Genomic DNA, 16,474 nt, shown 5'->3' with positions numbered 1-16,474 from the left:
GGCCTTTTTGCGTGCGGGCCTGTGCGGGTGCCACTGTTGAATTATGTGAACAAGTGTGAGATTCTGGACACTGATACTCATCGGCTCCCATCGGGGTTAAGCATGCCAGCCAGGTCCGCCGTCACCATTTTCTTACTGTTGTGTGCTCTCGCGTTCCATGGCCGTTTGTCGGCCGAGGTGGTGAATGTCTACACCAGCGCGCGCGTGGCGCCCTTGCTATCGAACGATGGTCACGGCATGTACGCCGATATGGTTGACTACCTGAACCGACAGAAAATCGGTGACCTGCAATTCAAGCTGATCTATTTGCCACGCAAGCGGCTGCAGCTGCAAGTTGAGAATGGCGCTTTGGACGGCATCGTCATCGGCATGATGCCGCACTGGTTTGACGATGTGGCGCAGAAAAAATATCTGTGGACGGCGCCATTTGCGCTGGACCGCTATGTCGTTGTGCTACCCGTCAACCAGCCATACAGCGATACGGTGCCCGGCCCATTGGCGGGCCACACGCTGGGCATGGTGCTCGGCTATAGCTATCCCGATCTGGATGCGTGGATACGCCGGCAGGGACTGATCCGTAACGATGCAGGCAGCGATGAACACAATCTGGAAAAGCTACGCTTGCATCGCGTTGATGGCGTACTGGCGGCGGAATCCATCGTCCGTTGGTATCTCAAACAGCATGCGATGCAGGCGCAGTTTCAGGTGCACGTCCTGCCATCGCAGCCGACCGAGCGGCGCTTTCTGATACCGCATGCGCAAGCTGCCATCTATCACAAGATCGCCCCCGTGCTGCGTAAGCTAAAGGACGATCCCGAATGGCAGCGCAGCGTTGGCAAATACGAATAAGCCTTAGGCCAGCCGCGCACGGAACAAATCGACCGTGCGCTGCCACGCCAGCTTGGCTGCAGCGGCGTCGTAGCGCGGTGTGGTGTCGTTGTTGAAGCCGTGTTCGGTACCCGGGTAGACGTGGTACTCGTACTTCACACCCGCTGCCTGCAAAGCCTTTTCGTAAGCCGGCCAGCCGGCGCGGATGCGTTCATCTTTTTCGGCATCGTGTATCAGCAGCTGTGCCCTGATGCGCGCGGCCTCTTCCGCTTTCGGCTGCGCGCCGTAGAAGGGCACAGCCACCAGCAGCTCCGGCAGTTGTGTCGCCAGATAGTTGGCGATGCCGCCGCCGTAGCAGAAGCCAACCACGCCCAGCTTGCCATTGCTCTCAGGCTGCTGGCGCACCCAGTGTGCCGCCGCGATGAAGTCAGCACGCGTCTTGGTCTGGTCCAGCTTGCCAAACAAAGTGCGGGCCTGATCCTCGTCGCCGGGGTAGCCGCCCAGGGTGTGCAAGGCATCCGGCGCGAAGGCCAGGAAACCATCCAGTGCCAGACGGCGCGCGATATCTTCTATGTGTGGGTTGAGACCTCGGTTCTCATGCACCACCAGCACCGTCGGCAGCTTGCCCTTGGCGCCGGCCTGCGTCACCAGATAGCCACGCACTGTGCCATTGCCTTGCGGCGAAGGCAGTTCCACATAGCGCGCGTTGACACGTTTGTCATCCGGTGTGATCAGCGGCGCTGCAAAGCTGGGGCTCAGTGCGGAGAGCAGGCCGGCAGCGGTAACGCCGCCTACCGCATAGCGCGTGGCCGAGGACAGAAAGTCGCGGCGGCTGATGCGGCCGTGCACGTACTGGTCGAACAGCTTCATCACTTCCGGGTCAAAATCAGCTGCGGTCTTGCGTGTCATGTTGCGGCCTCCTTGGTTGAGATATTGGACATCGTGATTTATTGCATGCGCTACCTGGGACAAGGTGAGTGCCGCAGCGCTTAACGAGGGCACGCCACCTTGACGGTTTTCACGCCATTTCTGATGGGGTCGAAAGCGGCGCCTACATTCGACTGCATCGCCATACAGTACACACCCAGCGAACTTACCACCTTGGTCACGACACGACACGACCATCGCTGAGTTTGATTTTCCTCCATGTGTACACCGCCGCGATACACATGCGCGGATGCGATAGCAGCCGCTAACCGGTCGCCGCCCGCTGTCAGCGGGCCTTCTGCCGCGCCCGGCAACCCCTGGCGCAATTGCCGATCAATCGCGCCTGCTGACCGCAGCGCGATAGTCGCCGCATCGATGGCGCCAACAATCGGGACAGATGCTTCCGGTATGACATACGTCGCTTCCAGCGTTTGCGTCGCAACAGTCGCAAGCGGGACCGGCGCTGGCAGCCGAACCTGACTGCGCGGCGAGGATACTCTTGCGTGTGCTGGCGGAACAGGAAGCGGCTGCCGTTATTGAGGCCGGGTGGTGAGCACGATAAGCATGCGCCGCGCCGGTTCCGTTGGCGATACAGAGCGCTTGCCGCCGGCCGCAAACAGCAACGGTAGCAACAGCATATGCACTGCCGCTATCGCCGCCAACGCCAACGGCCTGCCTTTGATGCCGCGCTCAGGCGGATACACAGGCAATCTTAAGTACAGGCTTCATCCGGTCGCATCTATTTTTCAATGGGCTGCAGCGATTATAGAAGCAAACGGAAGCATGACTGCGCTAATAGTTTTTCATATTGATATGCAGTTTTATATGCACGCTATGGGCTGCGCGTGAGTAAAACAAAAAAGGGGTTACAAGCGCATGCTTGTAACCCCTTTTTTAACTACTGCTTTTTGGTGCCGACTGCCGGAATCAAAATATACGTGGAATCAACCACCTATAAAGGCAATTGCCAAATAGTTGTCATTATCCCGTTTGGCCATCAAACCAATATATCCAATCTAAGCAGCCTTACGATGATTTTGGCTGTCTAGGTTGGCATTAATGCAATAGGAGACTACTTCATTGATCCGCTCAAGCGTTGTGTAAGGCGCTCCAGTACCGCCGTAGGCAGTGCGAAAAACATCCCAGTGTGCAAATAACACGTCGGTAAGTACTTTTGCATGATTATTTGTCTCACATTTAACAGCGAGAACGCAATCAGACATAACTACAGACTTGTGCCTAGGCAATATTGCAATCTTATCTCTGGTAACTAGTCCTACACGTGGAATTAGAACAGCTGGTCCTCTTATCACATGCTTATAGTTGACAATACAAATTTCTTTTAAATCTATTTTGTTCTTTACTAGATTGGAAGTGTGAACTAACGGGAACCCATTTTCGGATCTCCATTTTTCCACGGTGTGCATTTGCAACTTACCTCGGACTATTTCTATATCGGTAGCAACTTCAGACTTTTCTTTCGCAAGCGGGAAGTCGTTATGCTGACGATAGCGAAGCACTGCAACCGTTGTGGACGCGGCGATACCTTTGAAGGTAGAGCGTGAATTAGATAATACTTTCCTAACCGAAAAATGAGATTTAATATTAGACCAAGCCAACTTATCTCTATCACTAATAAAGCAACTATCTGGCAAGATCGCCACCATATAACCATTAGGTGCTAAAAACTGAAGTGCACGCAATAGAAAAGCCATTGTACTTCCTGTTGTCACTTCAGATCCAAAAAAAGAAGACGTCAACCTAGCTTTTCCCTTTTCACTGAACGGAGGGTTTATAAGTATACAGTCAACGCTTCGTTGCAGCGGATAAATTTTCGAGCGCTTTAACGATGTTTCGGAAACGAAATCTGCTGTACTTGTAATCCAATTCCCATGCTTTCTTTGCAGTCTTTTAATAAGCTTGGTATCTATGTCATTAGCGATCAATTGTGAACTTGGCCAACGATTCGCAGCTTCAAGCAGCAGTGCACCGTCTCCGCAAGCAAAGTCTGCAACGGTGTTTGGAGAGAAATCCAAAGGGAGCTCTAGAAGCATTTTTCGAGCTATTTCTGGTGGTGTGTAGTGAGCATCTAACATATTTATGTCGCGATCTCAGATCGCGGTGATTACGTCATAATTTTGTTTTTTTGTTAGCTGCATTATTGCAGATACATGATATACGTGCAGTCTCTCGGTCCCATCTGTACGACCATGTTTACGAATAGGGTGGTCGTAAACTAATTCAGTAGCACAGAAGTCCGCGAGATGAAATAAAACAGCTCCTAAAGCATGCGGCTTAGTACCTACCAGCGCTATTCTCATTGCCCTGTCGGGAAATTCGCTGTTCAAATTCCCTAAAGTATAAAAACAACTGAATGGGCAGTGAGCCGGTACATAAAGCAGGGATTGCCAAATAGAGTTTTCGGCGAGAGTTGTCCGATTTCCTAAGAAAGTTTCAAATAGATACCATGGCTTAAATCCAGGAACTCCAATTATAGGGATTATGTCCTCATAATTGGGATCATTTTTCTCAATAATGTGCTTAAGCCGAGTACCCTCAAACCCTAAGAGACAAGGGAAAAGTGGATTCGCGTGGCTTTTTGCAGAAAGTACGGCAAACCCTGGTAAAGGTGATATTCCAGAAATGCGCGCGCTTAATTCGTAGATTTGTCCATCAACTGGGGCCGTGCTACGGATGTAATTGTTAGGTTCGACATAAACAAAAAGTACTTCAATTGGTAGTGCGATCGCTGTTCGCAAAAGTGCTGCCCAAACTGGGTGCGTCAATCCAGTCATATCGATATAAATTTTACTAAAAAGCTTGGCTTTCTCCCAAAATTTAGTAAAACTTGCTTGCGATCTCAGGTAATAAGGTTCACTTTCTCCAGCCACAACAAATTCACTTAACGATTGAGAAGTTATTTGGAGGAAAGTAATACTAGCTTTCTCTTTTTTTAGGCGCGTCACATGAGAAGTTCGCTCCTCAACCCCATCGCCGAAAATATAGAGGCTATTAGCTTCCGGATTGAATTCAGTCACATTTGAATAGCTATCCGTAAGAATCGGTTGATATTCAGTCGACCGCATAATAAGACTCAAAAAGTTGCAATTGATCAGGCAATGAATCACTATCTGAACGGTTCGTGCTTGACAGAATCTTCTTTATATTGCTTTTTGGCTCATCAATCAGCCCGAGCAACTGGCTCCCATTTATGGTTAGCTGGCGCTTTTTCCGATGACTGAATACGAAGAATGGAGCAAAGATGGGATGCATCATATAGTCATAAGCTCTAGTATCTGTATCTTCAGTAGCTTTGTTTCCAGAAAATCTAATTAGGGCGAGATGCATAACTGCCTGATGCATGGTATTTTGAATGCGTAGCTCTTTTTCGGGATCAACGATTTCTTCGCTTAAGTGGAATTGATTTGTTTCAGGAGTGTGTCCATTGGGATCTGCAGCAAACACCTGAAAAATTCTGCCTAAGCTGAGTAATAATTTCGTTAAACGGCCGCCTTCCACACTTAGCCCCTCCAACTCTGATAAGTTTTTTCGGCCGACGAATTCCGCCGCCTCCGTCTGCGCTTCAAAACTAATTGCCCCCCCTAAATTACCAGACATCGCTTTATGACGCATAAACGCTTCATTAACTAGCTCTAGTAAATAGCGAATATTACCATGTGATAGAGTGACGAATACATCCCATCCTGCGTAATATTTCCTAATTCCTCGTTTTCCTTTTCGAATGGCAAACAAAGACGCATAGAAATGATTGTTGAAACGATCTTTCCATTTCTCTTTATTTTGTAGGTATGACTTTATACATTCAACTAACGAATCATTTTTAGGATTTCTTGACCAATATTCAAGAAAATATAACTCACTAGGTCTTAATTTATGCACTTTCTTAAGATCACTACTGGTCAAAAGCGATTCGACTTTTTCGGAAATTCTCTCTGAATAATTTTTTTCTAAAAGAAGATCGCCTTCTTCAAAATCGGTCAGGCCAGGGAGTAAGTCCGAAGGGGCCGAAAAATCACTTGATATGCGACTCTGAATTACGCGCTCGGCAAACTCAGAAAATTTAGATTCCGTAAAATAGTCACTAATATTTAACCGTTCGTAATCAGCAGGCGACCTCAATTGCTCATTAGAATTCAAAGTTGCTCGTTGCCGCCAACCAAGTTCGCGCACCCCAATCTTAAAAGTATAATTGGCGTTAGAATGCTTTATAATAGTATTAAATACACGTTGCTGGTAGTCTTCTAGATTTTCGAACTCGTCAATTAAGAAGTAAAATTGGCGCCCCTTTATTTGATCACATTTCGATAGTGCTTCGGCTAAAACATCAAGTGGAGAGCCTAGCATGCTTAATGGAATACTGGGATTGTCCGCAATATTATTTATTGATGCCTCAAAGCGTAAAATCAGTAATTCTATTTCTTCCGACAACGACTCAGCATTGTCCATCACTGGAATATTGAGAGTGGCACAAATAGCCCGCATCTTAGATGGGCTTATTTCAACTTTCGTGCTCTGTATATTTCCAACCCATCGCACGCAGTCAAGCATCAATTGGCACAAAATAAGGTTAAGATAATGCGAAAAATACATTATCCAACGCTGTTCGACCAATTCAGGACCTTTAAACGCGGTAACGCGGTTAGTATTAACCCGCCAATATAAGCCAAAAAAAGCCCACTTTGTTATTTTGCGAGGATCTTTTCCACAAAGAACATATTGTCCTTGGTATGAAAGGCCTTTCAAAACGGTCGTTTTCCCGGTTCCTCGTCCCCCGATAAGGACGCAAGGTCTTTTCGTCTCTAGTTCCTGAAAGTAATTCGGCGCTCTAAAGAGTTCATATAATTTTTCGTCTAGCCACTCGGCTTTGTATAAACCGAGCATATTTCCAGCATCTTTTTGAATATTTTTATCGTTCATTGTCAGAATGCCTCAAACGCGAATTAACGGTTTCCAGCCATTTTTGGTGGTGGTGAAAATTGGCAAGGTTGCATCTGGAGCATACTCATTGAATCCTATTGCCAACCCAAGCTTTTGAAAACCCTGCCAGCATCCTTGCTCACCGTCCAAGTCTGGCAACCCGGCCCTCGCACTGGCTTTTCTTACAAATTCTGGACCTGTTATGCGCATGTCGTCTCGCCAAATCACCGAATCGCTTGAAAGCGCGCTATGTCGCGAACTATAAAAATGTGCCGGAACAACAATCACATTTGGGCAGCTTTCTTTAATATTTTTCTTGCCTTCTTCAGTGCAAATAACCGGACAGTAATAAAATTTGGCTTTAACATTCAATTTTGAAATTACCTCGAAACTCCCTGCGTAGCCTATGATGTTGTTAGTACGCGTCCACGTTTCAATGAATTGACTGCCTGATCCTACGAAATCATCAACAAACACAATATTATGCGGAGAGGAATCGCGTGCGATAATATAGCAGGCCTCCTCATGTGAAACGATGCGTTCTTCTGGTATGCCTAGCTTAGTTCGAGCCAGTCGCGAATAAATATATCCGCTGTCGGAATCGTTCGGGCTTTCCCCCGTTACTCGTACTATCAAGACAGATTCAACAAATTCTGACCATTGTTTTTGAGCATTTGAATAGCTGCTCTTGTCTGTCACAATAATTTGTGAGAGGCTAAGGAAAGCTGTTTTAAACATTTGGGCCATGAGGTCCGGTGCGAAGTATGTGAATCCTTCCAACAGCCTCAAAGCGTATTTAATTTCTTCGTCATCAAAATTTCCCATCCACCCGACGGGATCGAAGATGCGCTTGGGCGGCCATAGACCTACTTGAACTAAGTACTGCCATCGCTCTACTGGAAGTTCTTTATGTCTCATATTTCTCTTCCAGCCCTTATCTATTTTAACTTTTTATAGGTTTCAGATAAAGAATCGTACAGAAGATCCGCATACAATGGATTTTTCGCATCTATTTTAGACGCGAGATCGACAAGCCACTCATTATCTTCTCGACCATCCCAGATTTTTATGTAAGTTCCCTCTGCATATCCATAATCTTGCCGAAATTTATTTAACACATTCTTTTGTACGTAGTTTTCGAAGAGTTCTATCAGGGTCAAACCTACGCCGTTCATTAGTTCTGCAAAGCCATCTATATCAAATTTTTTCGTCTCTAATACCTTGGAGGCAAATCTCTCGACCAGTTCGATAAGCTCGTTTGGAGGTAATGGTTTAGTGCTAGCTGGACCGCCAATTTTTGCAGATAAGGCCAATGCCGCAGAATCTACCGATTCGTGCTGTTCAAGCGTTGCGCTTAGACCGAAGTGCCAAATGTCGATGATTTCTAACTTGACTTGTCCCAAATCTGGGGCCTTCTTCTTCCACCATTTCCAGCCGATATGATCAATTAGCTCAGCACATTCCGACCACATTGCTCGATACCATGGATTTTGTGCTTGACGCCAATGAATATTTATTTTCTGATTTATAGCATCTTGAAGAGACAGCATTGCCCGAAGCATTTCCGAGTTGCGGACGTTATCCATCACAGCTCCATAAGTATTATTGTTGTTTAAAATTCAAAATATAACTATTTTTATAAAAAAAAAGCCCAAAGAACACATCCTTTGGGCTTTCTGTATGTAAAAATACTCAGGGGGCGAATTTCTCCGGCTCCTGAGTCTGGGCTTCGTCAGCAGCGCGTATCGAATCTACGCTTCTTCGGACTGCTTGTACTCTGCTTACTAAGTCAGCGTCTTGTACCGGAACCAAGCCGGCAGCCCGAAGTTTTTCTTGCACAGATGCAATCACATCCGCGTCGTCGGGGCGCATAAATCTTGACGTCAGGCGAATTGTTGTCATTTTCCATCCTTTCTAGGTATGGGCTCGAAGTGGGCTCTTGTCCCCATATTATAGCCAGTTAGGGAGATGAGCAACCTTTAATGGAACGGTCGAAACGAGCGCCAATTTTTTGGTTCGATTCAGATCTGACCTATTATCCAGTGTATTTTGTGTAATGTTTTTCGATTTCAACGTCAATAGCATTCCCTGGCACGAGTGCGGTAAGTTCAACTCTTGGGGGCGCCCACCTGCATCTTTCCACAGCCCGATCGAACGTATCGGCCTACTTTCGAGCCAGTTGGAACGGTCTACCATGCCGATGCATGACAGAGTCAATACGGAAGATCCTGGATCATCAGCCAGTACGGTCGCGTATCTGCCTGGCCAACGAGCCGCGAGCTGCGGTCCGTCCATTAGGAGCGCGAACACCAGGTTAGGTCCTACGGCCCGGATTACGGACATGGCTGGATCCGCTCTAGCAAGGTCTTCACAGATCAAAACCGAGATCGAAATGTCCTTTCTAATGGCGAAAAACGGAAGTGTCCGTTTCGATACGTCAATTGATTCCCACCATTGCTTCGAGCGATGCTCTTCTGCAAGAACTGAATTATCCGGAAAATTGAGCGCATAGCGTCGTGCCTGGGCCTCATCAATTCGCCAGCGATGGTGCTTGGATTGGGCTTTTACCATATAAGCATACTGGCCGTTGCTCTCAGAAAATAAGTAGGTTCGAGCAATGTTGCGATCACCTTCGACCTGTTTGGTTAATACGCCAGTAATGAAAAATTCTATACCTTGATCCTTTAAAGCTTCAGCGACTTCATCGGCAAGTTTTTCAGATAAAGCACACTCTGGCATAACGATACCGTGGATCTGTGCACCTGCGGACTCTTTCTTTGCGTCTTGAAGTAAAGGAATTAGTAAATCCTTCACGAAGGAGATACCGGAAATTTCTTCGTCATCTTTGCCGGTCTTTAGCCAATTTTGGCTCAAACCGAAGAACCCTGGTGTGAATGCATTTTTATTGATCTTTTTTTTATCATGCTTTAGAGAAAAGCTGTTTTCTGGGATGTGAAAAGGAAATGGAACAGCTAAAATCCGAAGAAACCCATTAGAGTTATCTGGTTTATCTGCAACTGTCCAACTAGGTTCAACTTGCGTTGATCCAGGTAGTAACGCCAAATGGTGGCTCAATGATCGGATTGTGCATCCAACATTTGCGGTCATCGATTTCGGCAAAACTATTGCCAAATCAGTGCGAACGAGCGAACACAGAGATACTGGGCGATATGGAAGATAAGGAACATCGTTTTTCCCAGATGAGGAATTCGCGGCAGTCGATTGATCCAAGAAGCTTGTAGTGACTAGTTCGTTAATACCGCTACTTGTTGGATCAACGGACCACCCGATGCCGTTGCAAGCCTCATCGGCAATAGCAAACAGCTTTAGCAAAGTTAGGGTCAGTTCCGGTTTATTGCATATCTCGTTTATTTCTGTGCTGCCTGCTCCCAACATGGCATCCCACAAATCCTGAATCAACGGAGGCACTGCGGAAAAGGACTTCCAATCTTGCGCAGCTGAAAAGATTTCTTCTAAGTATTTTTGATGGTTTGCAGGGTTATTTAAATCAGGTCCCGCAAAAGTGTAGCAGCTGGATTTTTCAATTATAGTTCCCACTACGGCAAATAGATCTGGCGGCCATGCAGGACATTGAATATATCCGTCTGGTTTTTCGCTTTCGATCTGAAAAAATTCTTCCGAAGTGCCTGCTTTTTTTAACAATAATTTTATTTTTGTTCCTTCGGGAAGCAGGCTCTGAACTACATCAAATAACTTCATAATCTACTCACTTCTTTCTAAACACAATGGTTAGCTCAACCTAAGAATTTTATTTTTTAAGTAATTATACGTGTCGAGTATGCACGGTGAACTGGTTGTCAATTCTATCGAAATGTAACTTACTGTTGAGAATTTAGTACTGGAGACTGGTATTGTCTGTCCCTAGCGTATTCTCCAACCGTATATCGATCCATCCGGCGCTGGGTGCACGTAGCAGATACCTTGTTCTATCTTCCAGCCGGGCTGACTGCATTTGATTAGATTATCGATGGCACCGTACTGTGCAAGGCGATAAGCCGCTTTGCCTTGCGGTGTGTTGGCCCAAGCAGCAGCTGCCCTTTCGTCTTTCGCTTCGCTGCAGACTTGCCCGTAGCCGCTTGCATAGCCAGCGTCATAGGGGCCCCGATGAATGTAAAAGCCGAAGACACTGATGGTTAGGCAACAGGCTAACTTAGCTGCAAGGCGTGTGATAGCCTCATGGCGAGTGTCATGGAAGGTCAGCCCTTCAACGCCGGCGCGTTTGCGCGCCATGCGGAACATCGCATCTAAGGTAGCCGTCGTAATACCGAAGCCGTTGGGGACCATGGCCCAGATATCCATCGACCTTTGAGACAACGGGACATTGCGCGAGAAGCCGTTTTTCGTCATCTTGAGGTGAGCAACGCAACTGTTAACGTCACCTTTGCGAAGACTGCAGATTTCTCCAGCTCGCATAGCGGTTTCAATGGCAAACAGGAAGGCGAGTGCAATGCGTTGCTGGATCGTCTCCGGCGCGGTGATGCTGCCGTCGTTAGGCCAGCGCAAAGCGAGACAGATGCGGTCTATTTCTTCCTGACTAATGCGGCGGTCGCGGTGTGGTTTGGCCTTCGGCCGAGCCACATCCCTGGTTGGGTTGGTTCTCAGCCAATGCCACTCTTTACGGGCGATGGAGAATACATGAGACAGTAGATTCATTTCCCGCGTGACGGTGCCGCCCTGAACGCTCCGTAAGCGTTCGTCACGCCAGGCGGCGATGTGTGAGGAAGTCAGCTTGCCCATGGTGATGAGGCCGAGCGATGAGGCGGCCATGGCAGCGAGGCGTCCTGCTTCCCAGCGATGTCCTCGCTGTGAGCGGGAGACTTCGATCTCGTAGCGCCGGAATGCTTCAGCGCAGGTTTTGGTTACGGCGATTTCCTCCTCGTGCCCCAAGGGCATGCGCTGTTCTACCTCCCACTTTAGCGCTGCTGCCTTGGTGTCGAATGTGCCTGACACACGGCTACCGTTCACCATGATGCGATGTCGCCATCGTGTACCGACCTTTACTGGACCAGACATCTTGCACCTCCTTGTTTTGTGTTCAAGAAAAGTGTTAGACCGGCTCAGTTGCCAATCGTTGGCAATTCCTTGCCAAATTGTGGTCCAAAACGTCGGTTTTTACTTTACTCTGCCGCAAACGAAGACGTAAAAAAACCCGGAGATCCCCTATGAAGAAGGTGATTTCCGGGTTTTTCCTGCGCTATTCAAAACGCTAACTGGTGCCGACTGCCGGTTTCGAACTGGCCACCTGATGATTACAAATCAACTGCTCTACCAAATGAGCTAAGTCGGCGTAACTTTTACGGTGCGAATTATACGCTATTTAATACGCGTAAGGGTGGGGCGGCCACCCTTTTTAGGGGGATCGGTGTCGTCGCCTGGCGCTTCAGTTTTCGCTTCTGCCGATGCTGGTGCCGACGGTGGCGGCACTGCTGACAGGACTGGCGCTGGCGCTTCTTCCACGGGCGCTGGTGCTGGCGGTGCGGATGGCTGACCCAGCTGCGGTTCAAACGCCATGCCCTGGCCGTTTTCGTTGGCGTAAATCGCCATCACGTTGTTGACCGGTACGTAGATTTCGCGCGAGACGCCGCCGAAGCGGGCGTGGAAGCGGATGCTGTCGTTGTCCATCTTCAGCCCCGAGGTGGCGCCAAAGCTGATGTTGAGCACGATTTCACCCTTCTTCACATATTCCATCGGCACCGTGGTGGAGGCGTCGACTTTGACGGCGAGGTAGGGCGTGTAGCCGCTGTCCGTGCACCACTCATAAATGGCGCGCAGCAGGTAGGGCTTGGTTGAGATTTCAGACATGGGATTCCAGACTGCGGTAAAACACGGCGCGCCGCCCCCGAAGGCCGGCAAACGCGCCGCAATACTTCAACTAAATCAGCCAGACCGATTAACGGCGCATGACCTTTTCCGACGGCGTCAGTGCTTCGATGTAAGCAGGACGCGAGAAGATGCGCTCGGCATACTTCATCAGCGGCGCGGCGGTTTTCGACAGTTCGATGCCGTAGTGGTCCAGGCGCCACAGCAGCGGTGCTACCGCCACGTCCAGCATCGAGAACTCGTCGCCCAGCATGTACTTGTTCTTCAGGAACAGCGGCGCCAGCGTGGTCAGGCGGTCGCGGATTTCTGCGCGGGCCTTGTCGTGGCTCTTGTCGTTGCCCTTGGCGCGTTCGCTTTCCAGCGTGTGCACGTGGACGAACAGCTCTTTCTCGAAGTTGAACAGCATCAGACGCGCACGGGCGCGCATCAGCGGGTCAGCCGGCATCAGTTGCGGGTGCGGGAAGCGCTCGTCGATGTACTCGTTGATGATGTTCGATTCGTACAGGATCAATTCGCGCTCGACCAGAATCGGCACCTGACCATACGGATTCATGGTCGAGATATCTTCTGGTTTGTTGAACAGGTCGACATCGCGCACTTCAAAGTCCATGCCTTTTTCAAACAGGACCAGGCGGCAGCGTTGCGAAAATGGGCAGGTAGTGCCCGAGTAGAGAACCATCATGTTTATCGTTCCTTAGAAGAACAAAAGGGGGTGGGCCGCGAACGGATCACCCCGGATCGATCGCCCGTCAAGGCGGGCTTCGCAAAACAAGCGCCGGCCAGCCGGCGCTCTCGTCTATTTCACTTCTTTCCAGAACGACGCATTCAAGCGCCATGCCAGAAGAGCAAACACGGTCATAAACAGCACAACCATGGCGCCCAGTTTTTTGCGGGTCTGCGCTGCAGGCTCCGCCATCCATTCCATATAACCGACCAGGTCGGCTACGGCGGTGTCAAATTCCAATTTGCCTAGTTTACCCGGAGTGACCTGCTCAAATCCAGCAAACTGATGGATTGTTTTGCCATGTTCATGCGGATCGGCCACTTCTTCCATCTTCACTTTCTGTACACCTTGCAATTCCCATAACACATGCGGCATTGCCACATTGTTCACGACAAGGTTGTTCCAGCCGGTGGGGCGGGTGTCGTCCTTGTAGAAGGTGCGCAAGTAGGTGTACAGATAGTCGCTGCCACTGCCGGCGCCAGACGCTTTCGCGCGCTGGATCACCGACAGGTCGGGCGGCACCACGCCGAACCATGCTTTCGCATCGGCCGGTTTCATGGTGGTGGTCATCATTTCGCCGACTTTGTCACCGGTAAACAGCAGATTGGCTTTGATCTGCTCCTCGCTCAAGCCCAGGTCTTTCAGGCGGTTGTAGCGCATGGAGGACGCATTATGACAGTTTAGGCAGTAATTTACGAACAGTTTGGCGCCGTGCTGCAGCGCCGCCATGTTATTGGAGCGGTCCGGAGCCTTGTCCAGGGCCACGCCGCCCTCGTTGGCCAGTGCCAGGCCGGGCAATAATGCCAGAATGGCAAGTGCGCGTTTCGCGAATTTCATGTGTTGTCCTTTTGTGTACTTTATCAATGGCCGTGGTAGACCACGCGGTCCGGAACCTTCTTGAACGTGCCCATGGCGCTCCACCATGGCATGAACAGGAAGAAGCTAAAGTACAGCAGGGTGCACACTTGCGAAACGATGGTACGGCCCTCGGTTGGCGGCAGGGTACCCAGGTAGCCCAGCGTCAGGAACGAGATGAAGAATACGGCATACACGTATTTGTGCCAGCTCGGGCGGTAGCGGATCGACTTGACCGGCGATTTATCCAGCCAGGGCAGGAAGGCCAGGATCACCACCGACGAACCGAAGAACACCACGCCCCAGAATTTCGCATCCAGCACCTGCGGCAGCATGCCGATGATGGCCACCAGCGCGACTGCGGCAATGATGGTCTTGGTCAGGCTGGCCAGGCGCGATTTGAGCCAGATGAACACCACGTAGGCGGCCACGAAGAACATCAGCACCCACATGAAGTCGGCCGTGGTGGCGCGCAGCACCGAGTAGAACGCGGTGAAGTACCAGGTTGGCGCAATGTGCAGCGGGGTTTTCAGCGAGTCGCCGGGCAGGAAGTTGTTGTACTCCAGGAAGTAGCCGCCCATTTCCGGCGCGAAGAACACCACCGCGCTGAAGATCAGCAGGAACACCGAGACGCCAAACAGGTCATGCACCGTGTAGTAAGGGTGCGAAGGGATGCCGTCGACCGGATGGCCGTCCGCGCCCAGGTTTTCCTTGATCTCGATGCCGTCCGGGTTGCTCGAACCAACTTCGTGCAGCGCAATCAGGTGGGCTGCCACCAGACCCAGCAGCACCAGCGGAATCGCGATCACGTGGAACGCGAAGAAGCGGTTCAGCGTCGCATCGGACACCACGTAATCACCACGGATCCACAGCGACAGGTCGGGGCCGATCAGCGGAATCGCGCCAAACAGGTTGACGATCACCTGGGCGCCCCAGTACGACATCTGGCCCCACGGCAGCAGGTAGCCGAAGAACGCCTCGGCCATCAGGCACAGGAAGATGGCAAAGCCGAACAGCCAGATCAGCTCACGTGGCTTGCGGTACGAGCCGTACAGCAGGCCGCGCGTCATGTGCAGGTAGATGATGATGAAGAACGACGAGGCGCCGGTCGAGTGCATATAGCGCACCAGCCAGCCCCACGGCACTTCGCGCATGATGTATTCGACCGAACCGAAGGCCAGGGTGGCATCCGGTTTGTAGTGCATGGTCAGGAAAATACCGGTCACGATCTGCAGCACCAGCACCAGCATGGCCAGCGAGCCGAAGATGTACCAGAAATTGAAGTTTTTCGGGGCGTAGTACTTGCCCCATTGATCATTCCACAGCTTGGTGAGCGGGAAACGGTCGTCGACCCAGCCCAGAGCTTTTTGTGCGGCCGGTGCGTCGGCCGGGAATTTGGTCTCCTTGAATGCCCCCATCTTATGCCTCGCCTTTCTCGTCTTTACCGATGACCAGCTTGGTGTCGCTCAAAAACATGTAACGCGGTACCTGCAGGTTGTCCGGCGCGGGTTTGTTCTTAAATACACGGCCAGCCATGTCGAAAGTCGAGCCATGGCAAGGGCAGAGGAAGCCACCTTCCCAGTCATCCGGCAGCGAAGGCTGCGGACCGGGGGTGAACTTGGACGAGGGCGAGCAGCCCAGGTGGGTACAGATGCCGACCGCCACCATGAGCTCGGGCTTGCGCGAGCGCCATTCATTGCGGGCGTATTCGGGAGTAAATTCGTCGGGATTGCGTTTCGATTCGGCGTCAGCAACTTTGCCGTCGGTTTTTTTCAGCGACGCCACCATTTCCGGCGTGCGTTTGATGATCCAGACCGGCTTGCCGCGCCATTCCACGGTTTTCATTTCACCGGGATTGAGTGTGGAAATATCCACTTCCACGGGTGCGCCGGCCGCTTTGGCGCGTTCCGACGGCTGGAAGGTACTGACTAATGCTCCTGCGGTGGACAGACCTACGACACCACCTGCGGCGCCCGTGGCGACCAGCAATCCGCGGCGGCCTGAATCGACCTGCTTTTCGTTACTCATACAAACCCCAATCAGTCAAAGTGCGAACAAAATCTTGAGAACTGTGTACAAAACTGAAAACTGAAAACTTGGTGCAGCACGAAATCCAGCAAACATACATTATAAAGTATGCATGATGCAACTCTACACACCAACGTTGCTCTTTCCCCAAGTTTCAAACAGTTAATACACTGCCCCGTTGCGATGATATGAGGTTGGGCTATGAGCAGAAATTGATGTAGGTCAATTTATAGCGTAATTCGGCTTGCAAATGCGTAAACAGCAAGCGTGTTTGGAATCCAATTGAAAAAATAGTATGATCCAAGCGCAGTTTTGTTCACAATTGACCACACA

At 50.2% G+C, this 16,474-nt stretch carries 15 protein-coding genes and 1 tRNA gene; 2 read left to right on the top strand and 14 right to left on the bottom strand.

The features are described from left to right. The first annotated feature begins 102 nt into the window (after window positions 1–102). The gene (locus GTP58_RS11960) at window positions 103–849 is read left to right on the top strand and encodes an ABC transporter substrate-binding protein (RefSeq protein WP_161077664.1); all 747 of its coding nucleotides are present in this window, start codon (window positions 103–105) and stop codon (window positions 847–849) included. Window positions 850–852: 3 nt separating this feature from the next. Here the strand turns inward: GTP58_RS11960 and GTP58_RS11955 are convergent, their stop codons facing one another. After that, the gene (locus GTP58_RS11955; protein ID WP_161077663.1) at window positions 853–1,737 is read right to left on the bottom strand and encodes a dienelactone hydrolase family protein; all 885 of its coding nucleotides are present in this window, start codon (window positions 1,735–1,737) and stop codon (window positions 853–855) included. A 582-nt stretch (window positions 1,738–2,319) separates the two neighbouring features. On the opposite strand from GTP58_RS11955, the gene GTP58_RS11950 reads away from it, so the two are divergent. Then, window positions 2,320–2,604 carry a hypothetical protein gene (locus tag GTP58_RS11950; RefSeq protein WP_161077662.1) on the top strand — a complete coding sequence of 95 codons (285 nt, stop codon included), beginning with the start codon at window positions 2,320–2,322 and terminating at the stop codon, window positions 2,602–2,604. A gap of 167 nt (window positions 2,605–2,771) precedes the next feature. Here the strand turns inward: GTP58_RS11950 and GTP58_RS11945 are convergent, their stop codons facing one another. From GTP58_RS11945 to petA, 13 genes are all read right to left on the bottom strand, one after another. Further along, on the bottom strand, window positions 2,772–3,851 hold the full coding sequence (locus GTP58_RS11945; protein ID WP_161077661.1) for an N-6 DNA methylase: 1,080 nt from the start codon (window positions 3,849–3,851) through the stop codon (window positions 2,772–2,774). 15 nt (window positions 3,852–3,866) lie between these two features. Further along, a complete protein-coding gene (locus GTP58_RS31055) occupies window positions 3,867–4,841 on the bottom strand; it encodes a hypothetical protein (protein WP_202413643.1) in 975 nt (324 codons plus the stop codon). Continuing rightward, window positions 4,828–6,693 carry a hypothetical protein gene (locus GTP58_RS11935; protein ID WP_161077660.1) on the bottom strand — a complete coding sequence of 622 codons (1,866 nt, stop codon included), beginning with the start codon at window positions 6,691–6,693 and terminating at the stop codon, window positions 4,828–4,830. The genes GTP58_RS31055 and GTP58_RS11935 overlap by 14 nt, the downstream gene beginning before the upstream one ends. A 12-nt stretch (window positions 6,694–6,705) precedes the next feature. Next, window positions 6,706–7,611 (bottom strand): hypothetical protein, encoded by a 906-nt coding sequence (locus GTP58_RS11930; RefSeq protein ID WP_161077659.1) that lies wholly within the window; start codon window positions 7,609–7,611, stop codon window positions 6,706–6,708. A 20-nt stretch (window positions 7,612–7,631) separates the two neighbouring features. Then, window positions 7,632–8,279: a dUTP diphosphatase gene (locus GTP58_RS11925; RefSeq protein ID WP_202413641.1), complete on the bottom strand. Its 648-nt coding sequence runs from the start codon at window positions 8,277–8,279 to the stop codon at window positions 7,632–7,634. A 364-nt stretch (window positions 8,280–8,643) separates the two neighbouring features. Next, window positions 8,644–10,413 (bottom strand): hypothetical protein, encoded by a 1,770-nt coding sequence (locus GTP58_RS11920; RefSeq protein WP_161077658.1) that lies wholly within the window; start codon window positions 10,411–10,413, stop codon window positions 8,644–8,646. Between the two features lie 162 nt (window positions 10,414–10,575). After that, window positions 10,576–11,727 (bottom strand): site-specific integrase, encoded by a 1,152-nt coding sequence (locus GTP58_RS11915; protein WP_161077657.1) that lies wholly within the window; start codon window positions 11,725–11,727, stop codon window positions 10,576–10,578. A gap of 198 nt (window positions 11,728–11,925) precedes the next feature. After that, window positions 11,926–12,001, bottom strand: a tRNA-Thr gene (locus GTP58_RS11910). Between the two features lie 26 nt (window positions 12,002–12,027). Further along, window positions 12,028–12,516 carry a ClpXP protease specificity-enhancing factor gene (locus tag GTP58_RS11905; RefSeq protein ID WP_161077656.1) on the bottom strand — a complete coding sequence of 163 codons (489 nt, stop codon included), beginning with the start codon at window positions 12,514–12,516 and terminating at the stop codon, window positions 12,028–12,030. Window positions 12,517–12,604: 88 nt separating this feature from the next. Continuing rightward, entirely contained in the window at window positions 12,605–13,216 is a 612-nt protein-coding gene (locus GTP58_RS11900) for a glutathione S-transferase N-terminal domain-containing protein (protein ID WP_072788101.1), read from the bottom strand. Between the two features lie 114 nt (window positions 13,217–13,330). Further along, window positions 13,331–14,095 carry a cytochrome c1 gene (locus GTP58_RS11895; RefSeq protein ID WP_161077655.1) on the bottom strand — a complete coding sequence of 255 codons (765 nt, stop codon included), beginning with the start codon at window positions 14,093–14,095 and terminating at the stop codon, window positions 13,331–13,333. Window positions 14,096–14,118: 23 nt separating this feature from the next. Continuing rightward, entirely contained in the window at window positions 14,119–15,531 is a 1,413-nt protein-coding gene (locus GTP58_RS11890; protein ID WP_161077654.1) for a cytochrome bc complex cytochrome b subunit, read from the bottom strand. Between the two features lies 1 nt (window position 15,532). Continuing rightward, window positions 15,533–16,141, bottom strand: a complete 609-nt coding sequence (gene petA, locus GTP58_RS11885; protein ID WP_072788107.1) for a ubiquinol-cytochrome c reductase iron-sulfur subunit — start codon at window positions 16,139–16,141, stop codon at window positions 15,533–15,535. Between the last annotated feature and the right edge of the window lie 333 nt (window positions 16,142–16,474).

It is taken from the genome of Duganella sp. CY15W (genome assembly GCF_009857555.1).
Taxonomy (GTDB): domain Bacteria; phylum Pseudomonadota; class Gammaproteobacteria; order Burkholderiales; family Burkholderiaceae_D; genus Rugamonas; species Rugamonas sacchari.
This window is presented reverse-complemented; position numbering and strand designations above follow the sequence as displayed.

Excerpts from the sequence above, each read along its gene's own strand:
- GTP58_RS11915 (WP_161077657.1), bottom strand. The coding sequence starts at position 11,727 with ATGTCTGGTCCAGTAAAGGTCGGTACACGATGGCGACATCGCATCATG.
- GTP58_RS11945 (WP_161077661.1), bottom strand. The coding sequence starts at position 3,851 with ATGTTAGATGCTCACTACACACCACCAGAAATAGCTCGAAAAATGCTT.
- GTP58_RS11935 (WP_161077660.1), bottom strand. The coding sequence starts at position 6,693 with ATGAACGATAAAAATATTCAAAAAGATGCTGGAAATATGCTCGGTTTA.
- GTP58_RS11925 (WP_202413641.1), bottom strand. The coding sequence starts at position 8,279 with ATGGATAACGTCCGCAACTCGGAAATGCTTCGGGCAATGCTGTCTCTT.
- GTP58_RS11920 (WP_161077658.1), bottom strand. The coding sequence starts at position 10,413 with ATGAAGTTATTTGATGTAGTTCAGAGCCTGCTTCCCGAAGGAACAAAA.
- GTP58_RS11950 (WP_161077662.1), top strand. The coding sequence starts at position 2,320 with ATGCGCCGCGCCGGTTCCGTTGGCGATACAGAGCGCTTGCCGCCGGCC.
- GTP58_RS11905 (WP_161077656.1), bottom strand. The coding sequence starts at position 12,516 with ATGTCTGAAATCTCAACCAAGCCCTACCTGCTGCGCGCCATTTATGAG.
- GTP58_RS11900 (WP_072788101.1), bottom strand. The coding sequence starts at position 13,216 with ATGATGGTTCTCTACTCGGGCACTACCTGCCCATTTTCGCAACGCTGC.
- GTP58_RS11960 (WP_161077664.1), top strand. The coding sequence starts at position 103 with ATGCCAGCCAGGTCCGCCGTCACCATTTTCTTACTGTTGTGTGCTCTC.
- GTP58_RS11895 (WP_161077655.1), bottom strand. The coding sequence starts at position 14,095 with ATGAAATTCGCGAAACGCGCACTTGCCATTCTGGCATTATTGCCCGGC.
- GTP58_RS31055 (WP_202413643.1), bottom strand. The coding sequence starts at position 4,841 with ATGCGGTCGACTGAATATCAACCGATTCTTACGGATAGCTATTCAAAT.
- GTP58_RS11890 (WP_161077654.1), bottom strand. The coding sequence starts at position 15,531 with ATGGGGGCATTCAAGGAGACCAAATTCCCGGCCGACGCACCGGCCGCA.
- GTP58_RS11930 (WP_161077659.1), bottom strand. The coding sequence starts at position 7,611 with ATGAGACATAAAGAACTTCCAGTAGAGCGATGGCAGTACTTAGTTCAA.
- GTP58_RS11955 (WP_161077663.1), bottom strand. The coding sequence starts at position 1,737 with ATGACACGCAAGACCGCAGCTGATTTTGACCCGGAAGTGATGAAGCTG.
- petA (WP_072788107.1), bottom strand. The coding sequence starts at position 16,141 with ATGAGTAACGAAAAGCAGGTCGATTCAGGCCGCCGCGGATTGCTGGTC.